The organism is Paenibacillus sp. p3-SID867, assembly GCF_025142895.1.
Taxonomy (GTDB): Bacteria; Bacillota; Bacilli; order Paenibacillales; family Paenibacillaceae; genus Paenibacillus_AQ.
Genome location: NZ_JAMBDM010000024.1, coordinates 25,325 through 41,529 on the forward strand (window position 1 = coordinate 25,325; position 16,205 = coordinate 41,529).

A 16,205-nucleotide genomic window follows, 5' to 3' on the forward strand; every position below is an offset into this window, starting at 1 on the left:
TATTTAGATGTAATACATCATAAGCGAAATCTCAGCAGCAATCAGTAAGTATTCTATCATTTAATAAGAGAGCATAGTCATTTCTATATACAAAAAAAATAAAAAATATTTCGTTAAACCGAAGTGTATCAGGTATCAAATGTCCAAAACCTTCCCATAATGGTTGTAAAACGGCGAGGCGATGGAAGATGAATCTAGCGGATATGCTCACATATGCCGATATTGGACAGCTTAGCAATATAGCGAATCACTATGATTGTGACGCTAAGCGGAATTCAAAGCATGATCTGATCCAGAGTATTCTGTCCAAGCTCGGACGCAGAGAGTTTTTCGAGGAGCAGGTCAGCAGCTTGTCACCAAGCGATTTGCGGTTTCTGAACAACCTGGCATTTGATACTCGAACAGGCTATAGCCTGGAAGAATTGACGGCTGCGATACGTCATGCGGCGGAATTGGAGGAGAAAGAGGATCAAGCTTCTTCAAACAAGAAAGCTGCCGCCGCCAAAACGGAAAGTCCGCGTGAGGCGGTCGCACGTTATCGCCGAAGCGGCTGGTTGTTTAACGGCTTCACCCATTCCACCAAGTATTTGTTTCAAGTGCCTTCGGATATGAAGGAGCGGTTTCGTGACGTGCTGCGTGAACGGCTTCATCAAAATCTGCAGCGATTAAGTGATGACCCGGAAGTGTACCGGGATGAGCAGGGACTCGCCGCAGAAGATCTCAAACTGATTCTTAAATATGTCGGCAGACATGATATCGAGTTGAATCAGGAAGGATTCATGTATAGGCGAAATCAGCAGCAGCTCATGAGTACACTGCATATTTCCGAGCCATTGATTGCCAAGGGAGCATGGAGGTTCGGGTATGGCCGCTCCTGCATTGAATATCCGGATCGCTTTGCACTGCTGTACGATTATGCTTACGCTAAAAAATGGATCAGGGAAAACAACGCCCGGTTGATCCTGACTGAAAGCGGAACTGCGCTTATGGAAGAAGGAAATCAAGTTAGCGTGATACAGATATTCCGCTTTTGGTTAAGACTTTATAAAGGCGCAATTCCCAATATCAATTCTCTTGTATACTGGATCAGTCAATGCGCAAGAGATTGGGTCACCGCAGCCTCTCTTTACGAATCGCTGGGCTGGCTAATCCGTCCTTTCTATTATGACAGTCCACAAAATATTTTGGAGCAGCGGATTATCCGCATGCTGATGCATTTGGGGATGCTCAGAATAGGAGAGAGCCAGAGTATGGGAACAACGTACAAAATGACGGCGCTTGGCTTGAAGGCCGCGGAAGCAGGCTTACATATCAGCGATTCGAATGATTTGATTCTCTAGGTTGTTTGGTTACATTCGCAGCAGCCGCAAAAAGTTTTGGAAGTAAAGCATTTAAAGGGAAAGAATATAAGGTATACGCAAATTTAGTTTGGAGGTGCATCCTAATGGATAAGATGAAGGTTACTTACGAGGTTATGTTAGGTCTGGCGGCCGAAATGGTGTGGGACGAAGCATTGCGCAAGCATCGGAGTGAAGAGCTGTATAAAGAAATTGACGAAGCGCTGGCTTCCGGCGACGAAGTGGCTTTCCGAAACCTGACGGATGAACTGAGGACTTTGAATTGAAGAAATGCTTTATCGCATTTCTTCTTTTTTTTGCTTTACCCGCCCTTGCACTCGTATAATGATAACAAAATGATGATGAGTGAGTAGAAAGGATGTACCTTGCATGAAATTTAGTGAAGTGGACGAGCAGACTTGGCCGGAACTTACACCTTTTTTTGATACCTGCCTGATTCCGTTTACCGGATTATCGGGTATGGAAACGCCGTGGGAGGCGACAGCTGCGCTTGAACGGCTGCGGGATTTTATGGATTTGGCTGAAATTCCGTTTAAGGGAAGATTGGTTACATATCCTGCTGTACAATATGGAAATACTGAAGATATAAAGCTTCTAAATGAAGTTTGTCACAATGTCAAATCCAGCGGGTTTAAATTTGTTGTTATCATGACAGCGGATGTTGAGCTCTCTATAGAGGACGTGCCTGAAAGCACGCTGGTCCTGTCCCGGCGCAGGTTGGAAGCTAGCGAAGGCATCCCCTTGTCAGCCATCGTTACCGGGCAAATCAGTGAAATGTGGCAGCAGGAAAGCTGAGTCTAAATGTGACAAAAAACCAACAATTTATGAAAGGGCTATTGGAAGCGAACCCAAATTTGGGGTTCAAATTCTTGACGGTCTTGGGAGCCTAAGATATTATTAGTATGTCCTAGTAAGTCGTGTGATTTTAATCATTGATGACACTTAAGAACGGTTGACAAAGGGGGTTGAACACAGAATGAGCAGCAACCACAATGACGAGCATGAAGAATCGCACAATCCACCCCGACAGAAAGAGATGTCCCGCAGACAATTTCTTACATACACGTTGGGCGGTGCCACAGCTTATATGGCTGCTGGAGTAGTTTTGCCAATGCTTCGCTTTGCCGTTGATCCGATTCTTCAAAATAAAGAAGAAGGATCTTTTGTAAAGGTCGCGGAAGAGAGCAAAATTACCAACGATCCACAGGAATTCCATTTCGAGCTCAAACAGCAGGACGGCTGGTACAACAGTACAGCTACTTTGACGGCGTGGATTCGTAAGAACGATCAGGGTGAAATTGTAGCGCTTTCACCGATCTGTAAGCATTTGGGATGCCTTGTTGGATGGAATAACAACAAAAATTTCCCTGATGAATACCACTGCCCTTGCCACGGTGCACGTTATACACCGGACGGTAAGAACCTGGCAGTAGCGCCGAAGCCGCTTGACCAGTACGAGACGAAAATCGAGAACGGCTGGATTTACCTCGGCGCCATCGTGCCAAATACCGTAGTTAAATAGGAGGCGTAGATTCAGATGTTGAAGAATGTCTACAACTGGATTGATGAACGTCTCGATATCACGCCGATTTGGAGAGACGTTGCAGACCACGAGGTACCGGAACACGTAAACCCGGCGCATCATTTCTCCGCGTTTGTGTACTGTTTCGGCGGCTTGACGTTTTTTATCACAGTCATCCAGATTCTGTCGGGGATGTTCCTGACGATGTATTATGTACCGGATATCATAAACGCTTACAACAGTGTTGAGTACCTGCAAACGCAGGTTGCCTTCGGACAGATTGTCCGCGGTATGCACCACTGGGGCGCAAGCTTGGTAATCGTGATGATGTTCTTGCATACGATGCGCGTGTTCTTCACCGGCTCTTACAAAGCGCCGCGTGAAATGAACTGGGTTGTTGGTATGCTCATTTTCTTTGTTATGCTCGGTCTTGGTCTGACAGGTTACCTGCTGCCATGGGATAACAAAGCTTACTTCGCTACAAAAGTTACATTGGAGATTGCGAACTCCGTACCTTGGCTTGGACCTATCATTAAAGAATTGCTGCAAGGCGGTACGATCGTAGGCGCCGAAACGTTGACGCGTTTCTTCGCGATTCACGTATTCTTCCTTCCGGCTGTCCTTCTTGCTCTATTGGTAGGACACTTTATCATGATCCGCAGACAAGGTATTTCCGGTCCACTATAAGAAGAAGGGAGGCGCATATTTATGGCACATGGTCATAAATCTGATGAGAAAGTAGTTTATGTCGGCGATTCACGTGTGAAAAAAGGCAGCGGTTGGGTTACGCCGCCGGATTACACCGCTTATCCCGGCAAATCAGAAGCGTTCATTCCTAACTTCTTGTTGAAGGAATGGATGGTTGGTGTAGTTGTACTGGTCGGTTTCCTTGTGCTGACCATCTCGGAGCCGGCTCCGCTCGGTTATCCGGCGGATCCGGGAGCTTCAGTAATCCCGATGCCGGACTGGTACTTCCTGTTCCTGTATGAATACCTGAAGCTTCCATACGCTTCCGGTGATTATGTAGTACTGGGTACGATTGGTGTTTCGGGCGTTGCCTTCGGCGCATTGCTCCTTGTTCCTTTCCTTGATACGGGGAAAGAGCGGCGGTTCTACAAGCGGCCTATTACGTCGGCCCTTATGATTCTGTCGTTATTTGCAGTCATCTATCTGACGAATGCAGCCTGGACGCACTATGTGCATGAGCTGGAAGCTACCGGACAGAAGCCTGAGCATATTCAGCGTGAAGAAGAGGCGGAAGAGAAACATGCAGCTGGCCTGCCAACGAGTAGTGGTAAGCAGCCAGAAGACAGCATTGTAGCGATCGTTGATAAGGATAATCCCGCGATGGAAACCTTTAAGACAGCTACCTGTATCTCTTGTCATGCTGCAGATTTGAAAGGGGCATCCGGACCGTCGCTTCGCGGTGTCGGGGATACCCATACAAAAGAAGAGATCATGGCTATTATTGAAAATGGCCAAGGCGGCATGCCGGCTATGAAAGACACGGCGCTTGCAGCTGGAGTAACCGAAGAACAACTCGATCAGCTGGCTGATTGGCTTGCAAGCCAAAAGGCAGAAGCCGCTGCAGAGTAAGATGCATAGACGAACCTGACCGCATTGCGGTCAGGTTTTTTTAAATGTTAAATATAGATGAAATGTATGTGGGGATTAGGTATAATCGGCATTAGTCGTAAAATTCACAATACAAGGAACAGGACAGGAGGACAGAGTTTGTCGATTTCGTATTTTTGGAGCCGGGAATTTCTAAGCAAGCGATCGATTCTCTGGTTGCTGCTCATATGCAACATCCTTGGAACGATTTATGGATACATATGGTATGGGGGTCAAATGGTCGATACCGTGGATCATGGCTTGCTATGGCAGGTCATATTCGTACCGGACAGCCCGACGGCCAGTTTATTCTTCAGTTTAGCGCTTCTGCTGCTCCTTTACCCGCCTCGGGGGCTTGGGGGCTCCTTGTTTCAGCAATTCATTGAGGCGCTGGCGGTCGTTACTTCGGTAAAGTATGGAATATGGGCTGTTGCTATCATATTTGCCGGACAAGCCCAAGGGGATGTGCTGGCATGGCAGGATTGGATGCTCGTTGCTTCACATACGGCCATGGCGGTGGAAGCGTTATTGTTCGTACGATTGTTTCATTATCGCTGGACAGCGCTCACCGGGGCCATGGCATGGACACTGTTGAATGACACCGTAGATTATACGTACGGCGTATTTCCTTGGCTGCCGGGTCAACTATATGATGACCTTTCAGCGGTCGAGCTGTTCACCTATCTTTTGACTCTATTCAGCGGTTTTGCCGGCTGGATCTTCATGAAATACGGGAATTCCAAACACCGTTAGCCGTGTAGGCAACGCGGTTCTATGAGCAACCCTTCTGCCATACATATACGGTAGGAGGGATGTCCCATGTTTCGAACCTTTCCGAAGCTCCTGCTGTGCCTGTCTGCACTGCTTATGCTGGTTACCGTCAGCATGGGTGATTCTGTATGGGCTACCCCGGCAAATGAACAGTCGGAGACTTCGCCCGCCGCATCCATACAGGCCAAGGCGCTGAACAAGGAAGTAGAGCAGCTGTACCGTCATGTGGAGGAAGGCAATGTACAAGCCGTGCTGGAGGATATTCGCCGGGTATCCGGGTTGTTTGAGGCTTCGTCATTTCAGGGGTTGACCGGTGTAGAAGGTATTCATGTCTTGGCTGAGAGTATTTTGGAGATGAAAGAAGCCACGGCACGGGCTACGCAGGAGCCGCAGCACTGGATGGTGTCCGCAGGTAAACTCCGTATGGCAACCGATAGCCTGATCCATGTCAAAGATGCGTTATGGCTGCAATATTACAAGGTCATACGTGAAGACCTGAGGGTTATGGGGGAATATGCTGCTCAGCAGGATCAGGCTGGCATGAGACGAGCATATGCCAGCCTTAGTGAACATTATGAACTCATCCGTCCTTCCGTTGTCATACAGCGAAAGCCTGAGGATGTCAACATGATGGAGTCCTGGATATCCTATGCAGGGGGTCTGGTGTCATCGGGGGACACGGCACAGGTGCAAAAAGTGGTTTCGCAGGGAGAGGAAATGATCAACTCGTTGTTTGGCAAGAAAAAGGATGAACCTGCCCTAGCTCCGCTGGGAGAGGTCAAGGAGCCATGGACCTGGCAGCTGGTCATCGGTGCATTCATTTTGGCGGCATTAACGTTTGCGGGATACCGCAAATACCGTGGTCAGCAGTATAGCTCAAAACCGATGTTCCCTCGCAAAATGTAGGCGGGAATCCATAGCAGTTCCAATTGTGGCCCGGTGCGAACCGGGCTATTCCTCTTTAAATCCTTCGCCATGCACATCATTGACATCATTAATGATAATAAATGCCCGAGGGTCCAACGATTTGGCGATTCCCGTTAAGCGGCGAATTTCCTGCCGGGATACGACGCAGTATACCATATGCTTGGCTTGCTTGGAGTAGGCACCGATGGCGGGGATTAGCGTAACCCCACGATCCATCTCGGTTGATATGCGATGGGCAAGTTCGGGTGCCTGATCGCTGATAATGGTGAAGGCTTTGGCGGCATAAGCGCCTTCCTGAATGAAATCGATGACCTTGGAAGCGATGAATACGGCGACGAGGGTATACAATATCCGTTCGAGCGGGATAAAGAATAGGGAAAGCCCGATGATCAAGATATCCAGGGATAGAATAATTTGGCCCATGCTGAAGCCGAATTTCCGGTTAATGATTCTTGCAATAATGTCTGAACCGCCCGTCGTACCGCCAAACCGGAACACAATGCCGAGCCCAGCCCCCAATGTGACACCTGCGTAGAGAGCAGCAAGAATATAATCCTGTTCGGTGTGAAACGGCACAACATAACCGCGGTCGATCAACGCTTCGAACAGCCACAGAAACAGGGTTAATGAGGCAATGCCGAGACCTGTGTAAACAGACTGGCGTTTGCCGAGAATTTTCATGCCGACCAAGAATAGCGGGATATTGAGCGCCATGGTTGAGATGGACGGCGATATGTTAAAGGCATAGTTAAGCAGTACGGTAATACCAGTGACGCCCCCCTCCATGAGCTCATTCGGAATGATGAAATACATAAGGCCGAATGCGTAAATGGCGGAGCCGGCGATGATCGGAATGATCGTTTGAAGCTGATGGAGCAATTTGGACGTTTTCATAAGACCCCTCGCATTCCCGATGGTGGATATTAAACCCGTATGTCTGGGTTGCTCGTACACCTACCTAGTATGTGCCGATCATGTCCCAGCCATAAAAAATTATTTGTTTTCAAATCCGCTTTACGATAACATAGGTTTAAAACCAATCGCTCGTCATGAGAGAATGCTGCTTGCAGCTTGGATTTACAAGTTGAGGCAGACTGTGCAGTGAAGGGAGTTATAGAGTCTTGGGAAAATCAATGGCTGAAATGCAGCAGGAAGTCGATCAATACATATCACAATTCAAGGAAGGTTATTTCAGTCCTTTATCCATGATGGCCCGGATGTCGGAAGAGGTCGGCGAGCTCGCCAGAGAGGTTAATCATCAGTTCGGAGAAAAACCGAAGAAAGCGGATGAAGCAGACAATTCCATCGAAATGGAACTTGGAGATATATTGTTTATTACGATTTGTTTTGCCAATTCCCTAGGCATTGATCTCGCGGAAGCGCACGCTAAAGTCATGCATAAATTTGCGACGCGTGATGCCGATCGTTGGACGAAAATAAACACCGATTAGGCTGTTGCTACATATGCTGTACCAAACCCGCTGTGGGGAGGGACAGCCCGTGAAACCTGAAAGTTATATACAAAAAGCATATCGTTGCATACTTCAGAATGATTTCGAAGAGGCGTTACGTTGGTTTGAGCAAGCGATCATTGCGAATCCGGGAGATGCGGAAGTGCATTACCGATGCTCCATTACCTACGGCAGAAGCAACAAACTGGAGATGGCAATTACTCACGCGGAAGAAGCCGTCAGGCTGCAGCCGGACAAACCGGAATATGCGCTTCACTTACAGCATATCAAGGCGGCGGAGCTGGTGCAGCGTGCCAGAAAAATGGTCGAGAATCGCAAGGATGTAACCAAGTCTGAGCTCTATCAGGCCGTGTCTCATCTGAAATCAGCCGTAGCGATGGACCCTTTATATGCCCAGGCCTACGTATGGCTTGCTCTGGTCTACAGCGAACTTGATGAGCATGCGCGCGCCATTTCCACGCTAAAAGAGGTCATTTCATTGTACCCGCAGGAGAGTGGGCTTCAGCATATTATGGAGGAACTCAAACAGCGCTTGAAATCATATATGCAGGATACAGCATCGGATTGAAAGTGAGGACATGTAGAATGGCAAACAAATGGACAGTTGCGGTCGTCGGTGCCGGCGGCCGTATGGGTAAAGAAGTAGTGAAGCTTGTTTTGGGCGATGATGAACTGGAACTGGTTGCCGCAGTAGGCCGATCGGATGCAGGTGCTGATGCAGGGACGCTTGTGGGTCTTCCTGCTTGCGGCATTACGGTGACTTCCGATCTGGAGATGGCGCTGGTTGAATCGAAACCGGATGTCATGGTTGATTTTACAGCACCGCAGTTTGCCTATATCAACACGGCTCTGGCCATTAAGCACGGCGTGCGTCCGATCATGGGCACAACCGGCTTCACGCCAGAGCAAATCGAAGAGTTGGACAAGCAGTGTGTGGAGCAGAATATCGGCGGTTTGATCGCTCCGAACTTCTCCATCGGAGCAATCCTGATGATGAAGTTTGCCGCTGCGGCTGCCAAATATTTGCCTCATGTTGAAATCATTGAAACTCATGGCGACCAGAAGCTTGATGCGCCTTCCGGAACATCGATCAAAACAGCGGAAATGATTGCCGCAAACCGCGAGGAGATCCGGCAGGGCAATCCGAAGGAAGAAGAGGTCATCGAGGGCGCCAGAGGCGGGTATTATAACGGCTTCCGTATTCACAGCGTTCGTCTGCCGGGTGTATTTGCCCAGCAGGAAGTTATATTTGGCGGTTACGGGCAGAGCTTGAAGATTCGACATGATTCCTATGAGCGTGCAGCTTACATGCCGGGCGTGAAGATGGCTATAGAGAAGGTAATGGGGTACACCGGCTTGGTCTATGGATTTGATCATTTTATCGACTAACATAGGGGAGAAATTACTATGAATATTGCATTTATCGCTCATGACCGTAAAAAAGAAGAAATGGTCAATTTCGTTATCGCGTATGAAAATGTATTCGAAGATCATAATCTTTACTCAACGGGAACGACGGGAACCCGTATTATGGAGCAAACCAAGCTTAGCATTCACCGTTTTGCTTCAGGACCGCTTGGCGGCGACCAGCAGATTGGCGCACTCGTTGCGGACAATGAGATGGATCTGATCATTTTTTTGCGGGATCCTTTGATGGCACAGCCTCATGAACCGGACATTAACGCACTGCTTCGCTTGTGCGACGTGCAGGGAATTCCGCTTGCTACCAATGTGGCAACGGCCGAGATTCTTGTTAAAGCGCTGGACCGTGGCGATTTTGCATGGCGGGAACTCGTTCATAAATACAAACCGGGTGTGGATAGCTAATGAACAGCCAACTGGATGTTTTAATCTTCGGAGCACACGCAGACGATGCCGAGATCGGGATGGCAGGAACGATTGCGAAGCATACGGCAGCGGGACTGTCGGTCGGGATCTGTGACCTAACGCAGGCCGAGATGTCGTCCAACGGTACGGTCGACCTTCGCAAGAAGGAGGCAGACCAGGCTGCCCGGATTCTGGATCTCAAGGTCCGTACGAATCTGGGACTGCCGGACCGCGGCTTATTTGTGACGCCGGAGAACATTGAAGTGGTCACAGCCGAGATTCGCAAGTTTGCTCCCTCGATTGTGTTTGCTCCTTATTGGGAGGATCGCCATCCGGACCATGTGGCTTGCAGCCGATTGGTTGAGGAAGCGGTATTTAATGCCAAGCTTCGTCGTTACATGCCCGAGCAGCCGCCGGTTAAGGTGGACGAGCTTTATTTTTATTTCATTAATGATATCGGAAGAACGGACCTGGTCGTTGACGTTACGGATCATTACGCCGTTAAGGAGCAGGCCCTGTCTTGTTACCGTTCCCAGTTCCAAAAGGCTGAAGAAGATGCAGTCTCTACTCCGCTGACCGAGGGGTACATAGAGCGTGTGCGGGCCAGGGATTCACTGCTTGGAGCGCGCAGGCTTATTCCTTATGCAGAAGGTTTCGCTTGTAAAAGTCCGTATGTTGTTCATCTATTCGGCTCCAAGCAGGCATAATATATAGAGGCGTACGTAAAGGAGGCCTGACATGAATCAACAACCATTAAAAATCGGCATTACCTGTTACCCTTCATTGGGCGGGTCGGGCGTGGTGGCGACAGAGCTGGGGAAACTCCTGGCTGAGCAAGGCCACCAGGTTCATTTTATTGCTCACAGCATTCCGTTCCGGTTAGGAACTTTCCATAAAAATATTTTTTATCATGAAGTTGAAGTAAACGACTACTATGTGTTCCGATACCCGCCATATGATTTGTCGCTAGCGACAAAGATGGCTCAGGTAGCCAAAATGCAGCAGCTTGATGTGCTTCATGTGCACTATGCGGTGCCGCATGCCGTGTGTGCCTTCTTGGCAAAGCAGATGGTCGGAGATCAACTGAAGGTCGTCACGACGCTGCATGGAACCGATATTACGGTTCTGGCGCAGGATGAATCGCTGAAGGACCTGATTCGGCTCGCCATTAACGAAAGTGATGCCGTTACGGCTGTCTCTCAGGATCTCATTCGAGAAACGCGGGAGCTGCTGGATATAAGCCGGGATATTGACCTTACCTACAATTTTGTGGATCCCCGGGTGTATTATCCGCGGGATTCGAAATCGCTGCGTAAAGATTATGCAGATGAGAATGAAAAGATTTTGATGCATATTTCCAACTTCCGTCCGGTAAAACGGGTAGCGGACGTGCTGGAAATATTCGCCCAGGTCCAGGAACAGGTACCGGCGAAACTGCTGCTTGTCGGGGAAGGGCCGGAGCTTCCGAAAATCCAATGCCGGATCAATGAGCTGGGACTCGGTAGCAAGGTGCATTTTCTAGGCAAACAAGATGAAATTGCGCACGTGATATCGATGGCCGATGTGCTGCTGCTTCCTTCCGAGAAAGAAAGCTTTGGCCTGGTCGCTCTGGAAGCGATGGCCTGCGGAGTGCCTACCGTCGGCTCCACGGCAGGCGGGATTCCCGAGTTGATTACACATGGCGAAACCGGCTATTTGGCTCCAATCGGAGACACCTATTCAATGGCCCAGCATGTGCTTGAAATAGTAAAGGATGAAGCGCTTAGCGAGCGGCTTCGCAAGGCTTGTCTCCATCGTTCTAAGACGATGTTCTGCAATGAATTAATACGGGGCAAGTACGAAGAAATATATTACCGAGTATTGGGACGGGAGGTTAGCGAGCTGAAGCCGGTCTGCGGCTAAGCTCGACCCTCTCGTTGTTTTTCGGATAAAGGAACGGGAAACTATGGCAGATATGTATAATTCAATACGATGGCGCAACGCGGATCCTGATATGGCTGAGCGGAGTGCGGACGTGGTCCGGACTCTGCTTCGGCATGGACATGAAGCGTATTGGGTCGGAGGCTGTGTCCGTGATGAATACATGGGACGCAGGGTCAGTGATATGGATATAACTACCTCCGCCTTGCCCGAGGTCACCTGTTCTATCTTTCCCAAGGTTATTCCTACAGGAATCAAGCATGGGACCGTGACGGTGCTGATGGAAGGCCAGTCTTTCGAAGTGACGACCTATCGCGTGGAGAGCGGTTATGAGGACCACCGTCATCCAACGGAGGTTGCTTTTGTCGAAGAAGTAACGGAGGATTTGCGACGACGTGATTTTACGATGAACGCAATGGCCCGAGGGATTGATGGCTCCTGGGTGGATCCGTTTGGCGGACGGGCGGATATTGACAGGCAGGTGATTCGCTGCGTGGGCGATGCACGCCTCCGTTTCCGCGAAGACGCCCTGCGCATGGTTCGCTGCATCCGTTTCGCTTCCGTATTCGGGTTCTCCATCGCTGTGCATACTTGGAGAGGGATTCTCTCGGAGAGAGACACCTTAAGCTGGATTGCGATGGAGCGCATTCGCAGTGAATTTGAAAAGATTCTAACAGGTCCTTCCCCCTTGCGCGGACTGGAGCTGTTTGTCCGCAGCGGCTTATACGCCCGAATGAAGGCGCCCTTTCCATATACCGGACATGACACGAAAGCGATAGAAGCCATGAATGGGATCGAGCCGGAGCACTCTACGAACCGCTGGGCGCTGCTGCTGCTTGCCTGCGGCATTTCAGCCCAGGAAGCAGAGGAGCTGCTACGATCGTGGACGTTCTCCAATAAGCAGCGGGAAGCCATCGTTAAGCTGTTAGCGCTTCATGAGTCCTATCGGCAAGAGCAGGAAGTGGAAGCTACCGAGAGCGCCAGGCACCGATGGATTAAGCTGATCCTCGTCCACGGAGCCGAGGCAGCCCAAGGCTGGTTGCAGCTGCAGAGGGCATTGAACCAAACGGGAGCGGCCTCAGCTTCATTAAGCGTAGTTGAACAGCTTGACGGTTGGCTCCGGGAACTCCGAATTCGGAGTTTGAAAGATTTGGCCATTACCGGAAACGAACTGCTTGAAACGCTGGACAAGCGTGGAGGCCCATGGCTAGGAGCACTTCTCGGGCAATTGCTGGAGAAAACGGCGGCAGGTTTAATTAACAACGATAAGGAATCGTTGATTGAAGAAGCAAAGCGGGTGGTAATTCATAATGAAGGATTATGATCAAGACAATACGCTTCTGAAAATGTTCCAGGAGCATTCCGGGCAATTTTTGTCCGGAGAAGAGATCAGTCGTAAATTGTCCATCAGCCGGACGGCCGTATGGAAGCAGATCAATAAGCTCCGTCAATGGGGATATGATTTTGAGGCCGTTCCGCGGCTTGGCTACCGCATGATCGATGAACCGGACAAACTGAGCGTGGAGCAACTGACAGCGGGGATGACCAGTCAAACCTTCGGTAAAACGCTGATGCTGCTTGACAAAACGTCATCTACTCAGGAAGATGCCCGGCAATTGGCGGAAGAAGGGGCAGCCGAAGGCACCCTTGTAATCTCGGAAGAGCAGACAGGCGGTCGAGGAAGAATGGGAAGGAAATTCCATTCCCCCAGAGGCAAAGGCATATGGATGAGCCTGGTGCTCAGACCGAAGCAGCCGCTGCATTTAACCCAGCAGCTGACCCTATTGACAGGCGTAGCGGTATGCCGTGCAATTGCGAAGTGCGCCGGTGTGCAGACCGATATTAAATGGCCAAACGACATTCTGTTTCAAGGCAAAAAGGTTTGCGGCATTCTGCTGGAGTCTGCAACAGAAGACGAAAGGGTGCGCTACTGCATAGCCGGAATCGGAATCAGCGCCAACCTGAAGGAATCGGATTTTCCGGAGGAGCTGCGCGGCGTTGCGACTTCGATTCGCATGGCTGGCGGAGCAACCGTCAACCGGACAGGGCTGATTCAGTCCATTATGGCGGAGATGGAGGTTTTATATGAATTGTACAACGAGCAGGGCTTCGAGCCTATAGCCTCTCTCTGGGAAGCATTATCCGGCACGGTGGGCAGGGAAGTTCAAGTGCAGACGGCCCGTGACCGTTTTAGCGGGATTGCCACAGGACTCAACCGAGACGGCGCGCTGTTGGTTCGCAATCATGATGACGAGCTAATCCCCGTATATTCCGGTGAAATTCTTTTTGATACCAGGTAAATGAAACATGGTGAAATCGTGGCTCGAATTTGTTATACTATGACCAAGAGGCGGTATCGTCATGAGCGAATTGCACTCTTCAGCAAGTAGAAATGAACATTTTTTTAGAACACCTTCATAACTGTTATGCCGGTTACGTTGGATTCTGCTCTGAGCCGAAAGGACCGAGACAGAAGGGACGATCGCGAGTGACTCTTTTTTGCCTTTCGGACTTTTTAGCAAGTATGTGCTAAAAGGTTTTTTTATTGTGTCTAACTTATTTACACAAAGGAGGCTGTGTCACAATGGCAGGCAAACAACCACTGAACATTGTAAAGATGAAGAACATGAAGAAGAAGGGTGTACCGATCACCATGCTGACCGCGTATGATTATCCTTCCGCCAAGCTGGCGGAGGAAGCGGATATTGATATGATATTGGTAGGCGATTCCCTCGGTAATGTCGTGCTTGGCTATAACTCCACCATTCCGGTAACGCTTGACGACATGGTATACCATACCCGTGCAGTCGCTCGTGGAGCGGAAGAAACGTTCATCGTAGCGGATATGCCGTTTATGACCTACCACGGGGATATTGATGAAAGTCTCCGCGGGGTGCGGAGATTGATGCAGGAAGGCCATGCTCATGCCGTGAAAATGGAGGGCGGAGAAGAAATCGCCGGCACCGTGAAACGGATTGTACAGTCCGGCGTACCGGTGCTGGGCCATATCGGGCTGACGCCTCAGTCGGTGAATCAGATTGGCGGCTACCGCATACAGGGCAAGGATGCCCAAGACGCGCAGCGGCTCATGAATGATGCGAAGGCACTTGAAGCGGCAGGAGCATTTGCCATTGTATTGGAGCTGGTAACGGAAGAGGCAGCGGCGGAAATTTCCAAAGCGCTGAGCATACCGACGATTGGCATCGGAGCAGGCCGCTACTGTGACGGTCAGGTGCTGGTATTCCATGATATATTGAAGTACGCGTCCCCTTATCGGGACAAACGTTTTGTGAAAACCTACGCCGATGTCGGTTCCATCATCCGTGAAGGCATCACGCAGTACGTGAAGGAAGTGAAGGACCGCTCATTCCCGGCCGAGGAGCATGTCTTTAAGGCCGAGAATCATGCAGCTTCCGAAACGACAAGCACATTATATGGGAGTCAAAAGGAGAAGGTGGGCACGACATCATGAAAGTGATTCGCACCATTGCGGAATTAAGATCAGAACTTAAGGACCGCCGAGAATCCGGCAGTGGTCCGGTAGGACTTGTGCCTACGATGGGTTATTTGCATGAAGGGCACGCCAGCCTGATGCGTAAGGCGCGGGAAATGGCAGGTACGGTGGTCGTCAGTATCTTTGTCAATCCGATTCAATTCGGACCGGGTGAGGATTATGAGACCTACCCTCGGGATGAGGCACGCGATCTGGCGTTGGCGGAATCCGAAGGGGTGAATGTGGTTTTTATTCCAACGGTTCAGGAAATGTATCCCCAGCCGACCAAAACGAAGATTGCCGTATCGGACATTACGTCATTGTTGTGCGGGGCCTCCCGTCCCGGGCATTTTGACGGTGTTACCACGGTTGTTAATAAATTGTTTAATATCGTAAAACCTGACTATGCTTTCTTCGGCATGAAGGATGCCCAGCAGGTGGCCGTGATTGAGCAAATGGTACAGGACCTGAACATGGACGTAACCATCGTGCCTTGTCCGATCATTCGCGAAGATGACGGCCTTGCTCTAAGCTCGCGCAATGTGTATTTGAAGCCGGAAGAGCGGGAACAGGCACTTGTGCTGTCGGGCTCATTACGGACGGCTCAGGAGGCAATCCGGCAGGGACAAGCGGCGACGGCAGGAGAGATCCGTGCGTTTCTTCGGGATTATATATCCCGGTCCCCGCTCGCAGACATTGATTATGCAGAATTGCTCACTTTCCCGGAACTTGTTCCTGTGGAAGATTCATATCGCATTGCGGATGAAGGCAGAACCGTCATTATGGCGCTGGCCGTACGATTTGGCCGTACCCGCCTCATTGACAATGCGTTACTTCAACGAAAAGTAGGGGGATCCCATGTTTAGAACAATGATGAAATCCAAAATCCACCGCGCGACGGTGACGGAAGCCAATCTGAACTATGTGGGCAGCATTACCATTGATGAGGATCTAATGAAGGCTGCAGATCTTCTGGAGAATGAAAAAGTTCAAATCGTGAACAATAACAATGGCGCCCGTTTGGAAACGTATGTGATCAAAGGCGAACGCGGCAGCGGCGTGATTTGCCTGAACGGGGCAGCTGCAAGGCTTGTACAGCCTGGCGACAACGTCATCATCATTTCTTACGCCATGATGTCCAAAGAGGAATACGACAATCACACCCCAACGGTCGTGATCGTTGACGAATTGAATAAGCCGGTAAACACGGAATACCGTGAGGTTCACGCCGCGGTTCTCTAAAGGTCTTCTAAGAACCAAAATGTGTCGGGACCTTAAAGGGATGAAAAGACCGTCTTCTA

Annotated in this window: 20 protein-coding genes; 19 read left to right on the plus strand and 1 reads right to left on the minus strand. The window is 49.9% G+C overall.

All coding sequences use genetic code 11. The annotated features are described in order from the left end of the window. Positions 1–188: 188 nt before the first annotated feature. The 8 genes from M4D81_RS30330 (at position 189) to M4D81_RS30365 (ending at position 6,171) form a co-directional block, all read left to right on the plus strand. A complete protein-coding gene (locus tag M4D81_RS30330) occupies positions 189–1,340 on the plus strand; it encodes a hypothetical protein (RefSeq protein WP_260069183.1) in 1,152 nt (383 codons plus the stop codon). Between the two features lie 104 nt (positions 1,341–1,444). Beyond that, positions 1,445–1,624 (plus strand): IDEAL domain-containing protein, encoded by a 180-nt coding sequence (locus M4D81_RS30335; protein WP_006209497.1) that lies wholly within the window; start codon positions 1,445–1,447, stop codon positions 1,622–1,624. A 103-nt stretch (positions 1,625–1,727) separates the two neighbouring features. Continuing rightward, complete coding sequence (locus tag M4D81_RS30340) at positions 1,728–2,153, plus strand: DUF2487 family protein (RefSeq protein WP_071218392.1); 426 nt, start codon at positions 1,728–1,730, stop codon at positions 2,151–2,153. A gap of 181 nt (positions 2,154–2,334) precedes the next feature. Beyond that, a complete protein-coding gene (locus M4D81_RS30345) occupies positions 2,335–2,880 on the plus strand; it encodes a Rieske (2Fe-2S) protein (RefSeq protein ID WP_015734548.1) in 546 nt (181 codons plus the stop codon). A gap of 15 nt (positions 2,881–2,895) precedes the next feature. Then, positions 2,896–3,567, plus strand: a complete 672-nt coding sequence (gene qcrB, locus M4D81_RS30350) for a menaquinol-cytochrome c reductase cytochrome b subunit (protein ID WP_006209500.1) — start codon at positions 2,896–2,898, stop codon at positions 3,565–3,567. A 21-nt stretch (positions 3,568–3,588) separates the two neighbouring features. Continuing rightward, the gene (locus tag M4D81_RS30355; protein ID WP_113056912.1) at positions 3,589–4,476 is read left to right on the plus strand and encodes a menaquinol-cytochrome c reductase cytochrome b/c subunit; all 888 of its coding nucleotides are present in this window, start codon (positions 3,589–3,591) and stop codon (positions 4,474–4,476) included. A gap of 138 nt (positions 4,477–4,614) precedes the next feature. Further along, positions 4,615–5,247 carry a DUF1405 domain-containing protein gene (locus M4D81_RS30360; RefSeq protein ID WP_071218390.1) on the plus strand — a complete coding sequence of 211 codons (633 nt, stop codon included), beginning with the start codon at positions 4,615–4,617 and terminating at the stop codon, positions 5,245–5,247. Positions 5,248–5,313: 66 nt separating this feature from the next. Continuing rightward, a complete protein-coding gene (locus M4D81_RS30365) occupies positions 5,314–6,171 on the plus strand; it encodes a sporulation protein YpjB (protein ID WP_260069184.1) in 858 nt (285 codons plus the stop codon). 45 nt (positions 6,172–6,216) lie between these two features. Here M4D81_RS30365 and M4D81_RS30370 read toward each other — a convergent pair whose 3' ends face one another. Next, positions 6,217–7,086 carry a YitT family protein gene (locus M4D81_RS30370; protein WP_071218388.1) on the minus strand — a complete coding sequence of 290 codons (870 nt, stop codon included), beginning with the start codon at positions 7,084–7,086 and terminating at the stop codon, positions 6,217–6,219. Positions 7,087–7,313: 227 nt separating this feature from the next. On the opposite strand from M4D81_RS30370, the gene M4D81_RS30375 reads away from it, so the two are divergent. The 11 genes from M4D81_RS30375 to panD all read left to right on the plus strand — a co-directional run bounded on the left by M4D81_RS30375 (position 7,314) and on the right by panD (position 16,146). Continuing rightward, positions 7,314–7,643: a nucleotide pyrophosphohydrolase gene (locus M4D81_RS30375; protein WP_071218387.1), complete on the plus strand. Its 330-nt coding sequence runs from the start codon at positions 7,314–7,316 to the stop codon at positions 7,641–7,643. Between the two features lie 49 nt (positions 7,644–7,692). Continuing rightward, positions 7,693–8,232, plus strand: coding sequence for a tetratricopeptide repeat protein (locus tag M4D81_RS30380; protein ID WP_071218386.1), 540 nt, complete (start codon positions 7,693–7,695; stop codon positions 8,230–8,232). Positions 8,233–8,249: 17 nt separating this feature from the next. After that, positions 8,250–9,053 (plus strand): 4-hydroxy-tetrahydrodipicolinate reductase, encoded by an 804-nt coding sequence (dapB, locus tag M4D81_RS30385; protein ID WP_216530987.1) that lies wholly within the window; start codon positions 8,250–8,252, stop codon positions 9,051–9,053. 18 nt (positions 9,054–9,071) lie between these two features. Next, positions 9,072–9,491, plus strand: coding sequence for a methylglyoxal synthase (gene mgsA / locus M4D81_RS30390; RefSeq protein ID WP_071218384.1), 420 nt, complete (start codon positions 9,072–9,074; stop codon positions 9,489–9,491). Next, complete coding sequence (gene bshB1, locus M4D81_RS30395) at positions 9,491–10,198, plus strand: bacillithiol biosynthesis deacetylase BshB1 (protein ID WP_260069185.1); 708 nt, start codon at positions 9,491–9,493, stop codon at positions 10,196–10,198. The genes mgsA and bshB1 overlap by 1 nt, the downstream gene beginning before the upstream one ends. A 31-nt stretch (positions 10,199–10,229) precedes the next feature. Beyond that, on the plus strand, positions 10,230–11,393 hold the full coding sequence (gene bshA, locus M4D81_RS30400; RefSeq protein WP_071218382.1) for an N-acetyl-alpha-D-glucosaminyl L-malate synthase BshA: 1,164 nt from the start codon (positions 10,230–10,232) through the stop codon (positions 11,391–11,393). A 43-nt stretch (positions 11,394–11,436) separates the two neighbouring features. Continuing rightward, positions 11,437–12,735 carry a CCA tRNA nucleotidyltransferase gene (locus M4D81_RS30405; protein WP_260069186.1) on the plus strand — a complete coding sequence of 433 codons (1,299 nt, stop codon included), beginning with the start codon at positions 11,437–11,439 and terminating at the stop codon, positions 12,733–12,735. Continuing rightward, entirely contained in the window at positions 12,722–13,711 is a 990-nt protein-coding gene (locus M4D81_RS30410; RefSeq protein ID WP_216530991.1) for a biotin--[acetyl-CoA-carboxylase] ligase, read from the plus strand. Before M4D81_RS30405 ends, M4D81_RS30410 begins: the two co-directional genes overlap by 14 nt. Before the next feature lie 284 nt (positions 13,712–13,995). Then, positions 13,996–14,883: a 3-methyl-2-oxobutanoate hydroxymethyltransferase gene (panB, locus tag M4D81_RS30415; protein WP_194541959.1), complete on the plus strand. Its 888-nt coding sequence runs from the start codon at positions 13,996–13,998 to the stop codon at positions 14,881–14,883. Then, a complete protein-coding gene (gene panC / locus M4D81_RS30420) occupies positions 14,880–15,770 on the plus strand; it encodes a pantoate--beta-alanine ligase (RefSeq protein ID WP_260069187.1) in 891 nt (296 codons plus the stop codon). The genes panB and panC overlap by 4 nt, the downstream gene beginning before the upstream one ends. Further along, complete coding sequence (panD, locus tag M4D81_RS30425; protein ID WP_260069188.1) at positions 15,763–16,146, plus strand: aspartate 1-decarboxylase; 384 nt, start codon at positions 15,763–15,765, stop codon at positions 16,144–16,146. Before panC ends, panD begins: the two co-directional genes overlap by 8 nt. Positions 16,147–16,205 lie beyond the last annotated feature (59 nt).

Bases quoted from the DNA above. Each gene is read 5' to 3' on its own strand.
- M4D81_RS30330 (WP_260069183.1), top strand. From the start codon at position 189: ATGAATCTAGCGGATATGCTCACATATGCCGATATTGGACAGCTTAGC.
- bshB1 (WP_260069185.1), top strand. From the start codon at position 9,491: ATGAACAGCCAACTGGATGTTTTAATCTTCGGAGCACACGCAGACGAT.
- bshA (WP_071218382.1), top strand. From the start codon at position 10,230: ATGAATCAACAACCATTAAAAATCGGCATTACCTGTTACCCTTCATTG.
- M4D81_RS30410 (WP_216530991.1), top strand. From the start codon at position 12,722: ATGAAGGATTATGATCAAGACAATACGCTTCTGAAAATGTTCCAGGAG.
- M4D81_RS30340 (WP_071218392.1), top strand. From the start codon at position 1,728: ATGAAATTTAGTGAAGTGGACGAGCAGACTTGGCCGGAACTTACACCT.
- M4D81_RS30355 (WP_113056912.1), top strand. From the start codon at position 3,589: ATGGCACATGGTCATAAATCTGATGAGAAAGTAGTTTATGTCGGCGAT.
- panB (WP_194541959.1), top strand. From the start codon at position 13,996: ATGGCAGGCAAACAACCACTGAACATTGTAAAGATGAAGAACATGAAG.
- M4D81_RS30345 (WP_015734548.1), top strand. From the start codon at position 2,335: ATGAGCAGCAACCACAATGACGAGCATGAAGAATCGCACAATCCACCC.
- M4D81_RS30335 (WP_006209497.1), top strand. From the start codon at position 1,445: ATGGATAAGATGAAGGTTACTTACGAGGTTATGTTAGGTCTGGCGGCC.
- M4D81_RS30370 (WP_071218388.1), bottom strand. From the start codon at position 7,086: ATGAAAACGTCCAAATTGCTCCATCAGCTTCAAACGATCATTCCGATC.
- dapB (WP_216530987.1), top strand. From the start codon at position 8,250: ATGGCAAACAAATGGACAGTTGCGGTCGTCGGTGCCGGCGGCCGTATG.
- mgsA (WP_071218384.1), top strand. From the start codon at position 9,072: ATGAATATTGCATTTATCGCTCATGACCGTAAAAAAGAAGAAATGGTC.
- M4D81_RS30365 (WP_260069184.1), top strand. From the start codon at position 5,314: ATGTTTCGAACCTTTCCGAAGCTCCTGCTGTGCCTGTCTGCACTGCTT.
- panC (WP_260069187.1), top strand. From the start codon at position 14,880: ATGAAAGTGATTCGCACCATTGCGGAATTAAGATCAGAACTTAAGGAC.
- panD (WP_260069188.1), top strand. From the start codon at position 15,763: ATGTTTAGAACAATGATGAAATCCAAAATCCACCGCGCGACGGTGACG.
- qcrB (WP_006209500.1), top strand. From the start codon at position 2,896: ATGTTGAAGAATGTCTACAACTGGATTGATGAACGTCTCGATATCACG.
- M4D81_RS30405 (WP_260069186.1), top strand. From the start codon at position 11,437: ATGGCAGATATGTATAATTCAATACGATGGCGCAACGCGGATCCTGAT.